Here is a 14,373-nt window from a genome sequence, read left to right on the forward strand (position 1 = left end):
GCGTGTAATATCTCCTGATTCCTTCAACTTGAAAAACGATGTATAACCCATGACTTTCTCATTCAACCGATCGTTGCTGGTAACCGCGCTCACGACGCTGGTGCTCGCGAATTGTACCCGTACTCCAACGAAGGTCATCAAGGAGATGGACGGGAATACGACAAAGATGTCGTCGGCCCGGAAGAGCGGCCCCCGTCGTACAGAAATCCTGTTTCTGGGCGATAACGGCCACCACAAACCCATTGAACGGGTGCCGCAACTGATGGCCGCCCTGGGAAGCCGGGGCATCAATATTACGTATACCGACAAGCTGGAAGACTTAACGCCCGAAAATCTGTCAAAATATGACGGCATGTTGATTTTCGCGAACTGGGACAGTATTCCAAAACCACAAGAACGCGCCCTGCTCGATTACGTAGCGTCGGGGCACGGGCTGATTCCGGTCCATTGTGCGTCGTACTGCTTCCGCAACTCACCCGAATACGTTGATAAAGTGGTGGGTGGTCAGTTCTGGCGGCACCGGATGGATACGATCCAGACCCGGTTTACGCAGGCCGACAACGCCATTACCGCCGGGCTACCCTCGTTCAAAGCCTTCGACGAGACGTACCTGCACACGCACTTACAGGCTGACAACAATGTACTGGCTGTTCGCCCAATCAAATCCGACCAGGCAAAAGATAAGCCGGGTGTGGCTGAGGAGCCGTACACCTGGACACGTACCTACGGCAAAGGACGTGTTTTTTACACGGCGTATGGCCACGATGAACGTACCTGGGGGCAGCCCGCTTTTCAGCAATTGCTGGAACGGGGTATCCTCTGGTCGGTGGGCGATGTGGTCAGGAAACAACACGACGACTTGAATCCACAGGCGTTTTCGTACAAATCGGCAAACCTGCCAAACTACGAAAAACGGCCCGGTGAGCAGTTGGAGCAGTTACCACTCTCGCCCGAAGAGTCGATGAAGCACCTACAGGTGCCGGTCGATTTCACGATGAACCTTTTCGCACATGAACCGAACGTGATGCACCCCATCGCTATGACCTGGGACGATCGCGGGCGGCTTTATGTACTGATTACCAAAGACTATCCGAACGAGCGCAAACCTGAAGGCGGCTCCGACTCCATCGTTATCTGCGAAGACACCGATGGCGATGGCAAGGCCGACAAGTTCACCAACTTCGCCGAGGGCCTGAGCATTCCAACGGGTCTGGCCTTCGCCAACGGCGGGCTGGTGGTGTCGCAGGCACCGCACATGCTGTACCTGCGCGATACCAACGGCGATGATAAAGCCGATGAGAAGAAGATTCTGTTTACGGGTTTCGGCACCTTCGATACCCACGCCGGGCCAAGCAACCTGCACTACGGGTTCGATAACTGGGTCTGGGGCAGCGTTGGCTACTCAGGTTTCAAAGGCGTGGTGGGCAATAATCCCGACACGCTCCGGTTCAGTCAGGGTTTTTTCCGGTTCAAGCCCGACGGGTCGCAGTTGGAGTACATGACCAACACCTCGAACAATACCTGGGGACTTGGTTTCGACGAAACGGGCAACGTGTTTGGATCAACCGCCAATAACAGCCACGGCTGGTACATGGCCATTCCAAACAAAGCGTTCAATGCCCGTCCGGGCAGCATGGCGGGTAGCCGGAGCACCGATACGCACAAAGACATGAAGCCTATCACCGAGCGGGTACGTCAGGTCGATGTATTCGGCGGGTTCACGGCGGCGGCGGGTCATAACCTGTATACCGCACGGGCGTTCCCGAAGGCCTACTGGAATCAGGTAGCGTTTGTGAGTGAGCCAACCGGGCATATTGTCCACCAGAACCGCATGGTGAAGCAGGGTTCTGATTTCTCCGATGCCGAAACCGGTGCCGGTAGCTTCAACCTGATCGCTGGTGCCGACGAATGGTTCGCGCCCGTTTTTGCCGAAGTTGGTCCGGACGGAGCCGTGTGGGTAGCCGACTGGTATAGCTACATCATCCAGCACAACCCCGTGCCGCAGGGATTCAAGAATGGATCAGGTAATGCTTACGAAACGCCACTGCGCGACTTTACGCATGGTCGGATCTACCGCGTTGGTTACTCGAAAGCACCAGCCTATACCGCGCCCAAGCTGAGCCGCAACGACCCGGCCGGACTGGTAGCCGCCCTGAACAATGACAACCTGTTCTGGCGTATGCAGGCCCAGCGCCTGCTGGTTGAGCGGGGAAACAAAGACGTAGCGCCCCAACTGTGGGCTATTGCCAACGATCCGAAAGTAGACGAGATTGGCATCAACGCACCCGCCGTAAATGCCTTGTGGACGTTGCACGGTCTGGGTGCCATTACGCCCGGCGAGTTAGAAAAGGCTCTGAAACATCCCTGTCCGGGCGTTCGCAAGACGGCGGTGCAGGTGATGCCGCGTACCGATGCCGGTGTGACGACGTTATTGGCTCAACGTGCTTTGTACGATGCCGAACCACTGGTTGTGCTGAACAGTTTGCTGGCCCTGAGCGAAGCACCTGCCAGCCCAGCCACCGACGAAGCCGTATTGACCCGGCTTCGGGAGACTAAGGGGAATGATGACCGCTGGTTGCCCGATGCCTTCGCCTGCGCGCTTAACAGCAATAACGCCCGTCTGCTCCAACAATGGTTAGGGTCGATCAGTAAGCCCTCGGCTACTGGCTCCGGTTTAACAGCCAACGCGCATGAAGGCATGGACCATAGCCAGCACCTGTCTACTCCAACGGGCACACGCCGTCTCCCGAATGGCCCAAACGTCGGTTTTGATGAAGGTGGGTCAGCCACCAAACGAACCGTGAATGGTATTGATCTGATGGTGAGCAAAGTGGTAACTGAACCGCTTCGTCCGGTTGTTCGGGAACCAGCCCGCACCACGATCTACATCACCAATCAGGGCACCGAAGCCCTGCCAAAAGGAACGATTGTGCCACTGAACATTCGCTTTGAAGGCAGCACCGCAGAAACGGCGGGCCCTAAGGTTGATTTCATCAGCCGGACATTCGATGGTGGTATTGCTCCGGGCGAAACAGTGGCGATCACCCGCACGAACAATGGCCCCTGGGTGGGCGATCTGTCTGTTATGGGTGAAAAAGCCGGTGACTACGCGCTCTCGATCAGCATCGACAAAGACGCTACGTTTGCTGATGCCGACCGCCGAAACAACAACCACACAGCCAAAATCAACTTCCGGGCACCGGCTCAACTTCGTACTGTGGCCTTGGAACGGGCTGCCCGTGCCTATGCCTCTACGGCTACGCCCGATCTGATCGTGACGATGCTGGAGAAAGCAACCAAATTGGATGGCGATGAAGCACTGGCGCTGGTGAAAGGCCTTTCGGATGGTTATCCATACGTACGCCGTCAGCGGCCTGTCGATGGTCAGCAACCACAACCGCTTGTAGGCGGTAGTCAGCGAACACTGCTGGCCAGCATTGGCACCAGCCTGCCCGAAGACGCCCGCCCACGGCTGAACCGCCTGCTCGAAGCCTGGGGCCTGCGCGACGCAAACGCCGACATGGACCCGGACGCGCTGGTGATTCAGATGAAAACGGTGCGCGAAGAAATGCGTTTCGACAAGAAAGCATTCAGCGTACCTGCCGGAAAAACGGTAATTATCGTGCTCGAGAACCCCGACGCCATGCAGCATAACCTGGTCGTGGGTAAGCCCAAGTCAACCGACCGGATTGGTAAACTGGCCGACGCGATGATCACGGCAAAAGATGGTGCCGAGAAAAACTACGTACCTGAGTCATCGGATATACTCGCTGCAACAGCGCTGGTTAACCCAAACCAGACGGTACGCCTTCGTTTCAAAGCACCTGATCAGCCCGGCGAATACCCATTCCTGTGTACCTTTCCTGGCCACTGGCGCATCATGAACGGCATTATGACCGTTACAACCGCCACGAAACCCAGCGCAGCTAAATAGCAGGTACTAGTTTTTTACAACGAAACGAACGGTTATCAATGACTAGCACTATCCCATCTGCTGATGGTGATAAGCTGGGCGTTGATAACCGTTCGCTTATCGTTGATAACCATTTTCCCACTGGCTCAGATAACTTAACTGTATGTATCTACACATGTTCCATAGATTGAGTATCAAAAACCCTACTCAACTTCGACATGCCTTACATACAAACTAAGGACTCTCGCTTTGGTGAGCCAGTCAATCTATTCGTACAGGATGTTGCCGGCCCCTCATCAGGTGCAACTTCAACGGATTCAATATCTACTGCAACGGGCACCACAAAGCCTACCATCGTTTTTATCCACGGCTGGCCACTGAGTCATGAAATGTGGGAAAATCAGGTAGCCTACTTTGCCGACCGTGGCTACCGTTGCGTTGCCTATGACCGTCGCGGTTTTGGTAAATCGTCTAAACCCTGGGGAGGCTACGACTATGACACGTTCGCCGACGACCTGAAAGCCGTCATTGATGAGTTGAATCTAAACAACGTCGTACTGGTCGGCTTCTCGATGGGTGGTGGTGAAGTAGCCCGTTATTTCAGTCGGCATGGGGGAGCCAATGTCAGCAAGGCCGTTCTGGTTAGTGCCGTTACGCCCTTCATGCTACAAACGGATGATAACCCGGACGGCGTGCCGCATGATACGTTTGATTCCATGACAGAGGACATGCAGAAAGACCGGTATGCGTTTTTGGAAACGTTTGCCAAGCAGTTCTATGGCGTCGGTATGCTGAGCCATCCAGTCAGTCAGGCGCACCTGAATCGTGATTTTATACTGGCTTCACTAGCCTCACCAAAAGCTACGCTCGACAGTGCCAAGGCATTCGCCACGACCGATTTCCGTGACGAAATGCGTACCATTACCGTACCGACGCTCATCATTCACGGTGATGCTGATAAAACGGTGCCCATCGAATCGTCGGGCGAAAAGTCACATGAACTATTGCCACAGGCCGAGTACCGCGTGTATGAAGGAGAGCCACACGGCCTTTTCGTTACAGCCAAAGACCAACTCAGCGAAGACCTGCTAAACTTCGTTCAGGAAGGAGCTTATCAGAACCAGAACGCATCTGCGGTAACGTATTGAGTTGATTGTCAATTAGTTAATTAATGATTGAGTAAATGCGCTGCTTGCTACGACAACGTACCCAGGCAGCGCATTTACTCAATCATTAATTAACTAAACCCGGCTCTCAGACAGGTGAATTGTGGGGGCCAGTGAGCTTTTTGGGCACGAAATTTTGAATTCGCTTCCTTTACCTACTTCACTTGTTACATCGAGGTGCCAGGCGTGTGCCTCAACGATGCGCTGTACATAGCTGAGCCCAAGGCCAAATCCTTTTACGCTACCCTGGTTGTTCTCACTAATCCGGTAAAAGGGCTTGAAAATTTTCTTCTGTAGATGCTTGGGAATACCCAGCCCACGGTCAGTGACGGCAACCATCAGGCTTGACCGGTCGCCTTCGGTTTGAATAAGTAATTCGGGCTCGCCAGGGCTGTACTTAACGGCATTATCCAGCAAATTATGTAGCACATTCGTCAGATGCAGCCTATCGGCCAGCACAATAGGTTGCGATGCCTGGAGCCGTAGTTTCAGGTAAGGACCATGCCGTTCAGCGATGGACTGAATCAGTTCGTGAATGTTCACCGCGTCGATATTGATCGCCAGTCGGTCACGATCAGCACGGGCCAGACTCAGCATCACATCAACCTGTTGTTGCAGGCGCTGCGTTTCTTCCTGGATAATATGGATGTACTTATCCGTCCGCTCCTGCGACGACCGCCCAAATGGAGTTGCCAGAATATCAGCAGCCATTTTGATGGCCGAAATAGGCGTCTGAAATTCATGAACAATGGTGTCGAGCACCTCCTTGTGCACATACGGCATCTGGTGCTCGCGGGCATTTCGCCAAACAAAGTAACCGATCACAAAGAGGCTCAAAATGGACGGCAACCAGAAATACCAACCTAACTGGTGCGTGTCGATCCCCAGGTACGCCGACAAAACGAACACGGCGACAATGAGCAAGCCATAATACCAGTTACGCGAAGCATACGTAGCTATATTGTTCATAGGCGACGGAGTTATAATCCGGTTGTTAATATTGGCTAAAGCGTATTAGACGGAGGCTATAGACGTAAAGTTATATGATTCCGTCACATACCAATGTTGATATTATGTTATAAATAAAAAAAGCCCGAAAAATCGGGCTAATACTAGTATACAAAGAAGATAGATTACGATATTAGTGAGTCTACGCTTCAGTAGCCGGTGCCGGTGATTCAGTTGCCGGCGTAGTATTGGCTGAGGCGGGCTTACGTGGAGCAGCAGGTGTTGGTTTGGGCTTCGGCGCCGGTTGCGGTTTAGCAGCGGCTGGTGCGCTAGCCTTCGGAGCAGCGGGGGGTGTAGCTACCGGCATAGGCACCGCCTTTAAAATTGGCGCGGCTGCTTTGGCGGCTGCCTTCTCTTTTTTAGACTTGGCCCGAGCCCCGTTCTTTTCTGCCTTCGCCGCGTTCTTGATGGCTTTCTTGGCGTCTTTGTGCGTCTTCTTTTCTTCTTTCTTTGCTGCTTTTTCCGTCAGCTTCGACAGTTGCTTTGTCTCTTTCTTCAGCAGCTTGCCCAGGCGCTTAGCCAACTTATCGGCTGCCTTTTCAATCGTCTTTTTTACTTTTTTGGTAGCCTCTCCTGCTTCAGATACTTTTGTTTCAACGGCAGTGACGATCTCCGACGCCAGTGATTTCGTGTGGTTTTGTTTTTTGCTGCTCTTAGCCATGATTGTATAAGGAAAAAAATCTACAAAGAAATACGCATTTTTTTTGACAAACAAAAGGCTAATATTATCTTTTTGTTATTTTATTAACAAAATCATAGCAGATAACACCCGTTGTAACCGCAATATTTAGCGAATGTTTAGTACCGAATTGCGGAATTTCGACTACATAATCCGCCTGCTGCACCACACTGTCGCGAACACCCAGCACCTCGTTGCCAAGCACGAAAGCATATTTCCGGGTTGGGTCGGGCTTAAAATCAGGTAAGAGTACACTCCCTTCTGCCTGTTCAACAGCCACAATAACGTACCCACGTGCCTGTAGATCGCCTACCAGCGCATCGATATCAGGCGCATGCTCCCAATCAACAGACTCTGTAGCACCGATTGCTGTTTTCGTGATATCGCGGTGAGGTGGCGTTCCGGTAATGCCGCAGAGGTACAGCCTCCCGGCCCGGAAGGCATCGGCCGTTCTGAACACAGAACCTACGTTATTCAGGCTGCGAATATCATCGAGTAACAGGCAGTAAGGGAATTTCTCAACCGCCCTGAAGTCATCGACCGAGAGGCGATTCAATTCGTCGAGGCTGAGTTTGCGGGGTGGATTCATAAAGGGTAACACGAGTAGTCGACAGAAGAGGGACGCAAGGTAGCCAAAAGAGGTCGCCCACATACTGCCACCCGATTACTACGGGTGGAGGACAAGTTTAAAAACTTACTGACGCGTGGCCCAGCGCGGTTGCCGCTTCGACCGCAGCGGCGAACCGTTCCGCTCAGGGTGACGATATGCCTTATCAGTCTTAGCCAATAAAATCAGACGAAGAATCGGTGGAAGAGGCTGCTTTTTGGGGAGGGGTTTACGCCATTGTCGATTCGACCGGGCAGTGGTGTATTCCTGAGCGATAAGGGCGGTCGGAATGGCCTCTACGTGGAGACTTCGGAAAGAAATTCCCGGCCTTCGGACAATATAAGCACCTGTTCGTCCTGGCGGGAGGGCATTCCGTCCTCGAAAGGCGTACCTTATGCCAATACCAACGCAGCCGCTCACTCCGACTGAAGGCGTTGCGTGTCAACTACTTGCTATCATCAGCATGAAAGCCATTTATACGACCACAACCCGTTTTCATACGTTTTTTTTGCTCCCCGTTCCCAATTCGGCCCGTACATCGACCCGGTGTACCCCCTGGCTGATGGGGGTAATCTGGCTCCTGCTGGTTGGGCTGGCCTTTACTCTGAGCACTGCCCACGCCCAGACCACCTGGACGAGCCGAAACGCGGCAGCGGAGAATCAATGGGTTTCGGCCACTTACGGCAATGGCCTGTTTGTGGCCGTAGCATTTAATGGCACGGGCAACCGGGTAATGACCAGCCCCGATGGCATCACCTGGACGAGCCGAAGCTCAGCGGCGGATAATCAATGGCGTTCTATCACCTATGGCCTGGTTAACGGAAATCCGCTGTTTGTAGCCGTGGCAAGTAGTGGCGCGGGCAACCGGGTGATGACCAGCCCCGATGGCATTACCTGGACGAGCCGAAGCTCAGCGGCGGATAATTTATGGATTTCGGTCACCTATGGCCTGGTTAACGGGAATCCGCTGTTTGTAGCCGTGGCAAGTAGTGGCGCGGGCAACCGGGTGATGACCAGCCTCGATGGCATTACCTGGACAAGCCGAAGCTCAGCGGCGGATAATAACTGGAATACGGTCACCTATGGCAATGGCCTGTTTGTGGCCGTGTCAAATAGTGGCATAGGCGACCGGGTGATGACCAGCCCCGATGGCATCAACTGGACAATCCGCACCCCGGCGGTGGATAATGCCTGGCTTTCGGTCACCTATGGCAATGGCCTGTTTGTGGCCGTGTCAATTACTGGCAGTGGCAACCGGGTGATGACCAGCCCCGATGGCATTACCTGGACGAGCCGAAGCTCGGCGGCGGATAATTTATGGTATTCGGTCACCTATGGAAATGGCCTGTTTGTGGCCGTGGCATTTAGTGGCACAGGCAGTGGCAACAACCAGGTGATGACCAGCCCCGATGGTATCAACTGGACAAGCCGAAGCGCGGCGGCGAATAATAACTGGGAGTCCGTCACCTATGGCAATGGCCTGTTCGTGGCCGTAGCATATAGTGGCACAGGCAATCGGGTGATGACCTCGCCCTACGATCCGGCGGCCCTGCCCGTCACGCTCACCTACTTCAGCGGGCGAGCCACCCCCCAGGGCAACCGGCTGGGCTGGGCCACGGCCAGTGAGCATAACTCTGCCGCCTTCCGCGTGGAGCGTAGCCGTGACCTGACGGGCTTCGAGGCCATTGCCACCCTGCCCACCCAGGCCCGCGAGGGCGAGTCGGGCACCACGCTGACCTACACCTTCACCGACCCCCTGCCCCTGCCGGGCATCAACTACTACCGCCTGGCGCAGGTAGACCGCACGGGCAGCACCACCCTGAGTAAGCCCATTGCCCTCCAGTTGGAGGGTCAGCCGCCGGTGCTGTATCCTAACCCAGTCAGCACATCGGGCGAGGCGGTGGTGGAACCGGCGGTAACTTACCTGAGCTACCAGCTCAGCGACGTGCTGGGTCGGGTAGTAGTGCAGCAGAACGCGCCGGGTACGTTGAGCGGCATCTCCCTGGCGGGCTTGTCGGCAGGGGCATATATGCTGCGGGTAGTCACGGCAGCAGGAGGGGTGAAGTTGTTCCGGGTGGTGCGGTAGGTACTGGGGCTGGGCCGTGGATTGTTAACGTCCATACCCTCAATCTGGCCAAAAATGGGTAAATTTGTGTAAACGACTTCCCTCATTTTTGTAATGACTGCCCCGCCCAACAAGCCTCAAAAACCCGCCAAAGAAACGCCGCTCAACAAGCAGTTCAACCAGGTAAAAGCCAAATACCCCGGTGCGCTGTTGCTATTCCGGGTGGGCGATTTCTACGAAACCTTTGGCGAAGATGCCGTAAAGGCCAGCCGCATTCTGGGCATTACACTCACCAAGCGCAACAACGGGGGATCAAACGAAGAGCTTGCCGGTTTCCCGCATCATTCGCTGGATACACATCTGCCCAAACTCGTTCGGGCGGGCGAGCGCGTAGCTATCTGCGATCAGCTCGAAGACCCGGCTATGGCCAAGGGCATTGTGAAACGGGGTGTTACCGAGTTGGTTACGCCGGGGGTTTCCTTCAATGATAACGTGCTCGATGGGCGGCGCAACAACTACCTTGCGGCGGTGCATTTTGGCAAAGGGGCCGACGATTTCGGCATTTCCTTCCTCGATATCTCGACGGGGGAGTTTCTGGCATCGCAGGGCAACGCGGCTTATATCGATAAGTTGCTTCAAAGCTTTAACCCGTCGGAGGTCCTGTATTGCAAGCGTAACCGGGCCGAGTTTGGCACCCTCTTCGGCGATAAATTCCACACGTTCACACTCGAAGACTGGGCGTTCTCCTACGACTTCGGTTACAACTACCTCCGGCAGCATTTTCAGACAACCTCACTGAAAGGCTTCGGCATCGACGGTCTGCCCGATGGCATTATCGCCGCCGGGGTCATTCTGCACTACCTCAACGAGACCGAACATAAAGACCTGCAACATATTCAGCGCGTTACCCGGCTGGAAGAAGACAGGTACGTCTGGCTGGACCGGTTCACGATCCGCAACCTTGAACTGGTTGCCGCACAACAGGAAGGCGGTATTCCACTGATTCAGATTCTCGACCAGACAGTGACCCCGATGGGCGCGCGGCTACTGCGTAAATGGCTGATGCTACCCCTGAAAGATAAAAACCTGATCGATGAGCGGCTCAATCTGGTGTCGCTTCTCCATGAAGATGCGGACTTGCTGGATGCCATTCTGGGGCATCTGAAACAGATTGGCGATCTGGAACGGCTGGTATCCAAAGTAGCCGTGCGCCGCATTAATCCGCGCGAGATGGTTCAGCTAAAGCGTTCTCTGCAACATGTGTTGCCCATCAAGGAAATGCTGATTACGGCCCTGAGCCAGAAACCGGATGCGCCTTCGCTGAAGAAATACGCCGATCAACTCAACCCGCTTTCGTTTTTACTGGATCGCATTGAAGCCGAACTGCGCGACGACCCGCCGGTGCTGTCGAACCAGGGAAACATGATTCGCACGGGCATCAACGAAGAGCTTGACGAATTGCATAAACTGGCCTATTCAGGCAAAGAATACCTGTTGCAACTCCAGGACCGCGAAGTGCAGCGCACGGGCATCAGTTCGCTCAAGATTGCCTACAACAAGGTGTTCGGCTATTATCTGGAAGTAACCAACGCCCATAAAAATCGCGTCCCGGACGACTGGATTCGTAAACAGACACTGGTGAACGCCGAGCGGTACATCACGCCTGAACTGAAAGAATACGAAGAAAAAATCCTGAACGCCGAAGACCAGATTTTCAGCATCGAAACCCGGATGTTTGGCGAACTGGTTGCCGCAACGGGTGAGTATGTGGCCGCTATTCAACAGAATGCCCGCGTAATTTCGGTGCTCGATGTGTTGTCGTCGTTTGCCAAAGTGGCGGTGAAGCACAGGTACGTCCGGCCAACGCTCAACGACGGTAAAGCCCTGACAATCAAGGATGGGCGGCACCCGGTTATTGAGCAGCAATTGCCGCCCGGCGAACCTTACGTACCCAACGATGTCCATCTGGATGATGAAACGCAGCAGATCATCGTCATCACCGGCCCCAACATGGCGGGTAAATCCGCGCTGTTGCGGCAGGTGGCACTGATCGTGCTAATGGCCCAGGCCGGTAGTTTCGTACCGGCCTCATCGGCGGATATTGGCATTGTCGACAAGATTTTTACGCGGGTAGGTGCCAGCGATAACCTGTCGCGGGGCGAGAGTACGTTTATGGTCGAGATGACCGAAACGGCCAGCATTCTGAACAACCTCAGCGAACGCAGCCTGGTGTTGATGGATGAAATTGGGCGGGGCACCAGCACCTACGATGGCGTATCCATTGCCTGGGCCATTACCGAGTACATGCACAACACCGACTGCCGCCCCAAAACGCTGTTTGCTACCCATTACCACGAGTTGAACGACCTCGCCGCCGATCTGCCCCGAATTCGTAATTACAATGTGGCGGTAAAGGAAGTGGGCAACAAAGTCATTTTTCTGCGCAAACTCAAAGAAGGAGGTTCCGAGCACTCATTCGGTATTCACGTAGCTCAAATGGCTGGCATGCCTGGTAGTGTCGTGAAACGGGCCGGTCAGATCCTGACTCAACTGGAGGCATCGCACCAGCGCGAAGGTAACAAAGAAGCTATCCGTGAAGCCGGTCCTGGCAACGAACGGGAGCTGGCCCTGCGCATTATTGAAGCGGGCGATCCTAAGTCGGAAGCCATCAAAGAGAAACTCCGCACCATCGACGTCAACCGCCTCACCCCCATCGAAGCACTCCTGAAACTCAATGAGTTGCTACATCTCCTTGAGTAATAAATCGGTGCGCAAACCAGGGGTTATACACTGGACCGACAAACAATCCCTACTTATTCTACGTTGAATATGGGTGCGAATTAGTAATTGCTTAAACCTTGAGAGCAGCTTTCTGTCCAAGAGTCAAACAATCACTTATTCACGCTTAAACAACTGTAGATATGAAAACGAATCAACGCATTATAGCTCTGGCCCTCCTGGCGGCCTTTTTTGTGAGTTCATTCGCTCAGGCACAAAAGAAGTGGAACCCCGAAGCTAAAGGCACAGCCATCGGTGCTGGTGTAGGCGGCGTGGCGGGGGCAATCATCAATAAAAGAGACCGCAAAGTAGGTGCTGGTGTTGGCTTAGCTGTTGGCGCAGCCGCCGGCTACGGTATTGGTAAAGTGATCGACAACCGGCACAAGAAGGCAGCAGCAGCGGCTCGGGCGGCCGAAGATCGTGAATTTGCGGCCCGTACGGCTACCGAAAACCGGGAACTACGCTCAGGTACGTCGAACCGGCAGGCCAGTGTGCGTAAAGTAACGCCGATTACGAAAGTTACTCCTGCGGCAGCGGCTCCTGCCAGTGCCTTATTGGCCGAACCCGCTCCCGTTACCATACCGCTGGTGCGGAACGGATTCCTGCTCAACACATCATACGGCGACCCTAATACCGCTTATCCTACATCGGAATACCGCCGCAAAAGCTGGTAATCAGCCAAGAAGCCTATACGGTTTTGAAAATCTTGTAGGTGATTTATTTCCCCTATCATTCTCAACGTAAACACCATTTCCTATGAAGACGATCATCCAGATTTTCGCCCTTGCCTTACTCTTTGCTTCCTGCAAAAAGAGCGAACCTGCCAATGTAGAGGCGCTGAACCAGCAGTTTATTCAGGCCTGGAATAATAAAGAGACCGATAAAGTAGTGGCTTTGCTCGACGATAACGTGCAGTTTCTGCAAGGCGATACCCGGTTCACCGGCAAATCGGAAGTAGCCGAAAAATGGGTACGGGCCACACTCCCAACGATCAGTAACCTGAAAACCAGTGCCGTGAGCACAGAAGCCGGTACGCAGATCGCTTATCAGGCCGGTACGTTCTCAGTCGATGTGTCTCCCGAAGCCCCCGGCGAACCAGCCGGACTAGGCGAGGGCAACTTCATGCTGCTCTGGAAAAAAGCCGCCGACGAAAGCTGGAAACTCAGCTACGCCCAACTCGAAGATTTGCCTGTTAAGGTGAAGTAATAAGAGAAGGTCAACGTTTAACGTCCAATGCCCAAACTTGCTTCGCAGATTAGCGAAGCAAGTTTGGGCATTGGACGTTAAACGTTGACCCCTTTCCCTACACGCCCGTCAGAAAAGCGGTGTAATCAGTTGGGCGGGAGAGGATTTCTTTGTAGAGCAAAACGCGGAAGAGGTAATAGCGTGTTTCGCGGGGTAGTTTCATCTGGTAATAGCTGCAATCGGCCTGCTTTTTCAACTGGGTTTTAACGTACCCAGGCCCTACGTTATAGGCAGCAGCCACTAGCGACCATGACCCAAACTGGTCGTACAACTTACGGAGGTATTTGCAGGCGGCCGCAGTTGCTTTTTGCGCATTGAAGCGTTCATCGTGCTTGCCTCCTACTTTCAGACCCAGTTCGCGGGCGGTTCCGGGCATTAGTTGCCAGTAACCACCGGCTCCCTTTGGCGATACGGCCTTCGATTTCAAGCCACTTTCAGCTAGCGGAATGTACCTGAAATCGGATGGAATATCATAGGCCGCTAGCGTTGAATCAACCATCGGAAAGAACGCATCGGCTTGCTTCTGCAACGCATCGATCTTAGGCGATTGTGGCCTGAATATCGTAAAAACATGCCGCCAGCGCGAAACAACGTCGGCCTGATCGAGTGGCATAGCCTCACCACAAAAGTTGACGTCGAGCAGCGGAAACTCAATCTCGGTCGGTAGCAGGCTGAGCCCATCGGGCCAGGCAGGGCCGGTAAGCGTCAGAGCGGGATTATTAATAACCAGTAACGTAGCCTGGTCCTGGGTGTTTTCTTTGGGCGCAAGTGGCGCAGTTGTAATTTTAGTGGCTGCCACGGCAGCGGGCCGGGCAAACGCCATCAGCAAGGAGAATCCAACTCGTTTAAGCAAAACATAGTCTACTTGGTGAGTAGGTATAACGCTCCACCAGGCAGAAATAGTGTCCCACT

At 53.9% G+C, this 14,373-nt stretch carries 11 protein-coding genes; 7 read left to right on the plus strand and 4 right to left on the minus strand.

Translation table 11 applies throughout. The features are described from left to right. Nucleotides 1-49: 49 nt before the first annotated feature. Entirely contained in the window at nt 50-3,934 is a 3,885-nt protein-coding gene (locus ACFE8Q_RS14985; protein WP_375446217.1) for a PVC-type heme-binding CxxCH protein, read from the plus strand. A 197-nt stretch (nt 3,935-4,131) separates the two neighbouring features. Further along, nucleotides 4,132-5,061, plus strand: coding sequence for an alpha/beta fold hydrolase (locus ACFE8Q_RS14990; RefSeq protein ID WP_375446218.1), 930 nt, complete (start codon nt 4,132-4,134; stop codon nt 5,059-5,061). 93 nt (nt 5,062-5,154) lie between these two features. Here the strand turns inward: ACFE8Q_RS14990 and ACFE8Q_RS14995 are convergent, their stop codons facing one another. From ACFE8Q_RS14995 to ACFE8Q_RS15005, 3 genes are all read right to left on the minus strand, one after another. After that, nucleotides 5,155-6,048, minus strand: coding sequence for a sensor histidine kinase (locus tag ACFE8Q_RS14995; protein ID WP_375446219.1), 894 nt, complete (start codon nt 6,046-6,048; stop codon nt 5,155-5,157). Between the two features lie 181 nt (nt 6,049-6,229). Continuing rightward, nucleotides 6,230-6,748 (minus strand): hypothetical protein, encoded by a 519-nt coding sequence (locus tag ACFE8Q_RS15000; RefSeq protein ID WP_375446220.1) that lies wholly within the window; start codon nt 6,746-6,748, stop codon nt 6,230-6,232. Between the two features lie 64 nt (nt 6,749-6,812). Next, nucleotides 6,813-7,355: an RNA methyltransferase gene (locus ACFE8Q_RS15005; RefSeq protein ID WP_375446221.1), complete on the minus strand. Its 543-nt coding sequence runs from the start codon at nt 7,353-7,355 to the stop codon at nt 6,813-6,815. Nucleotides 7,356-7,610: 255 nt separating this feature from the next. On the opposite strand from ACFE8Q_RS15005, the gene ACFE8Q_RS15010 reads away from it, so the two are divergent. The 5 genes from ACFE8Q_RS15010 to ACFE8Q_RS15030 all read left to right on the plus strand — a co-directional run bounded on the left by ACFE8Q_RS15010 (nt 7,611) and on the right by ACFE8Q_RS15030 (nt 13,422). Then, a complete protein-coding gene (locus ACFE8Q_RS15010) occupies nt 7,611-7,802 on the plus strand; it encodes a hypothetical protein (protein WP_375446222.1) in 192 nt (63 codons plus the stop codon). 34 nt (nt 7,803-7,836) lie between these two features. After that, nucleotides 7,837-9,459, plus strand: coding sequence for a T9SS type A sorting domain-containing protein (locus tag ACFE8Q_RS15015; RefSeq protein ID WP_375446223.1), 1,623 nt, complete (start codon nt 7,837-7,839; stop codon nt 9,457-9,459). Nucleotides 9,460-9,552: 93 nt separating this feature from the next. Next, nucleotides 9,553-12,198, plus strand: a complete 2,646-nt coding sequence (gene mutS / locus ACFE8Q_RS15020) for a DNA mismatch repair protein MutS (protein ID WP_375446224.1) — start codon at nt 9,553-9,555, stop codon at nt 12,196-12,198. A gap of 161 nt (nt 12,199-12,359) precedes the next feature. Next, complete coding sequence (locus ACFE8Q_RS15025) at nt 12,360-12,890, plus strand: hypothetical protein (protein WP_375446225.1); 531 nt, start codon at nt 12,360-12,362, stop codon at nt 12,888-12,890. A gap of 82 nt (nt 12,891-12,972) precedes the next feature. Then, nucleotides 12,973-13,422, plus strand: a complete 450-nt coding sequence (locus tag ACFE8Q_RS15030; protein WP_375446226.1) for a YybH family protein — start codon at nt 12,973-12,975, stop codon at nt 13,420-13,422. Nucleotides 13,423-13,519: 97 nt separating this feature from the next. Here ACFE8Q_RS15030 and ACFE8Q_RS15035 read toward each other — a convergent pair whose 3' ends face one another. Beyond that, complete coding sequence (locus tag ACFE8Q_RS15035) at nt 13,520-14,314, minus strand: lytic transglycosylase domain-containing protein (protein ID WP_375446227.1); 795 nt, start codon at nt 14,312-14,314, stop codon at nt 13,520-13,522. Nucleotides 14,315-14,373 lie beyond the last annotated feature (59 nt).

This window comes from uncultured Fibrella sp. (assembly GCF_964250085.1).
GTDB lineage: Bacteria > Bacteroidota > Bacteroidia > Cytophagales > Spirosomataceae > Fibrella.

Excerpts from the sequence above, each read along its gene's own strand:
- ACFE8Q_RS14985 (WP_375446217.1), top strand. The coding sequence starts at position 50 with ATGACTTTCTCATTCAACCGATCGTTGCTGGTAACCGCGCTCACGACG.
- ACFE8Q_RS14990 (WP_375446218.1), top strand. The coding sequence starts at position 4,132 with ATGCCTTACATACAAACTAAGGACTCTCGCTTTGGTGAGCCAGTCAAT.
- ACFE8Q_RS14995 (WP_375446219.1), bottom strand. The coding sequence starts at position 6,048 with ATGAACAATATAGCTACGTATGCTTCGCGTAACTGGTATTATGGCTTG.
- ACFE8Q_RS15000 (WP_375446220.1), bottom strand. The coding sequence starts at position 6,748 with ATGGCTAAGAGCAGCAAAAAACAAAACCACACGAAATCACTGGCGTCG.
- ACFE8Q_RS15005 (WP_375446221.1), bottom strand. The coding sequence starts at position 7,355 with ATGAATCCACCCCGCAAACTCAGCCTCGACGAATTGAATCGCCTCTCG.
- ACFE8Q_RS15015 (WP_375446223.1), top strand. The coding sequence starts at position 7,837 with ATGAAAGCCATTTATACGACCACAACCCGTTTTCATACGTTTTTTTTG.
- mutS (WP_375446224.1), top strand. The coding sequence starts at position 9,553 with ATGACTGCCCCGCCCAACAAGCCTCAAAAACCCGCCAAAGAAACGCCG.
- ACFE8Q_RS15025 (WP_375446225.1), top strand. The coding sequence starts at position 12,360 with ATGAAAACGAATCAACGCATTATAGCTCTGGCCCTCCTGGCGGCCTTT.
- ACFE8Q_RS15030 (WP_375446226.1), top strand. The coding sequence starts at position 12,973 with ATGAAGACGATCATCCAGATTTTCGCCCTTGCCTTACTCTTTGCTTCC.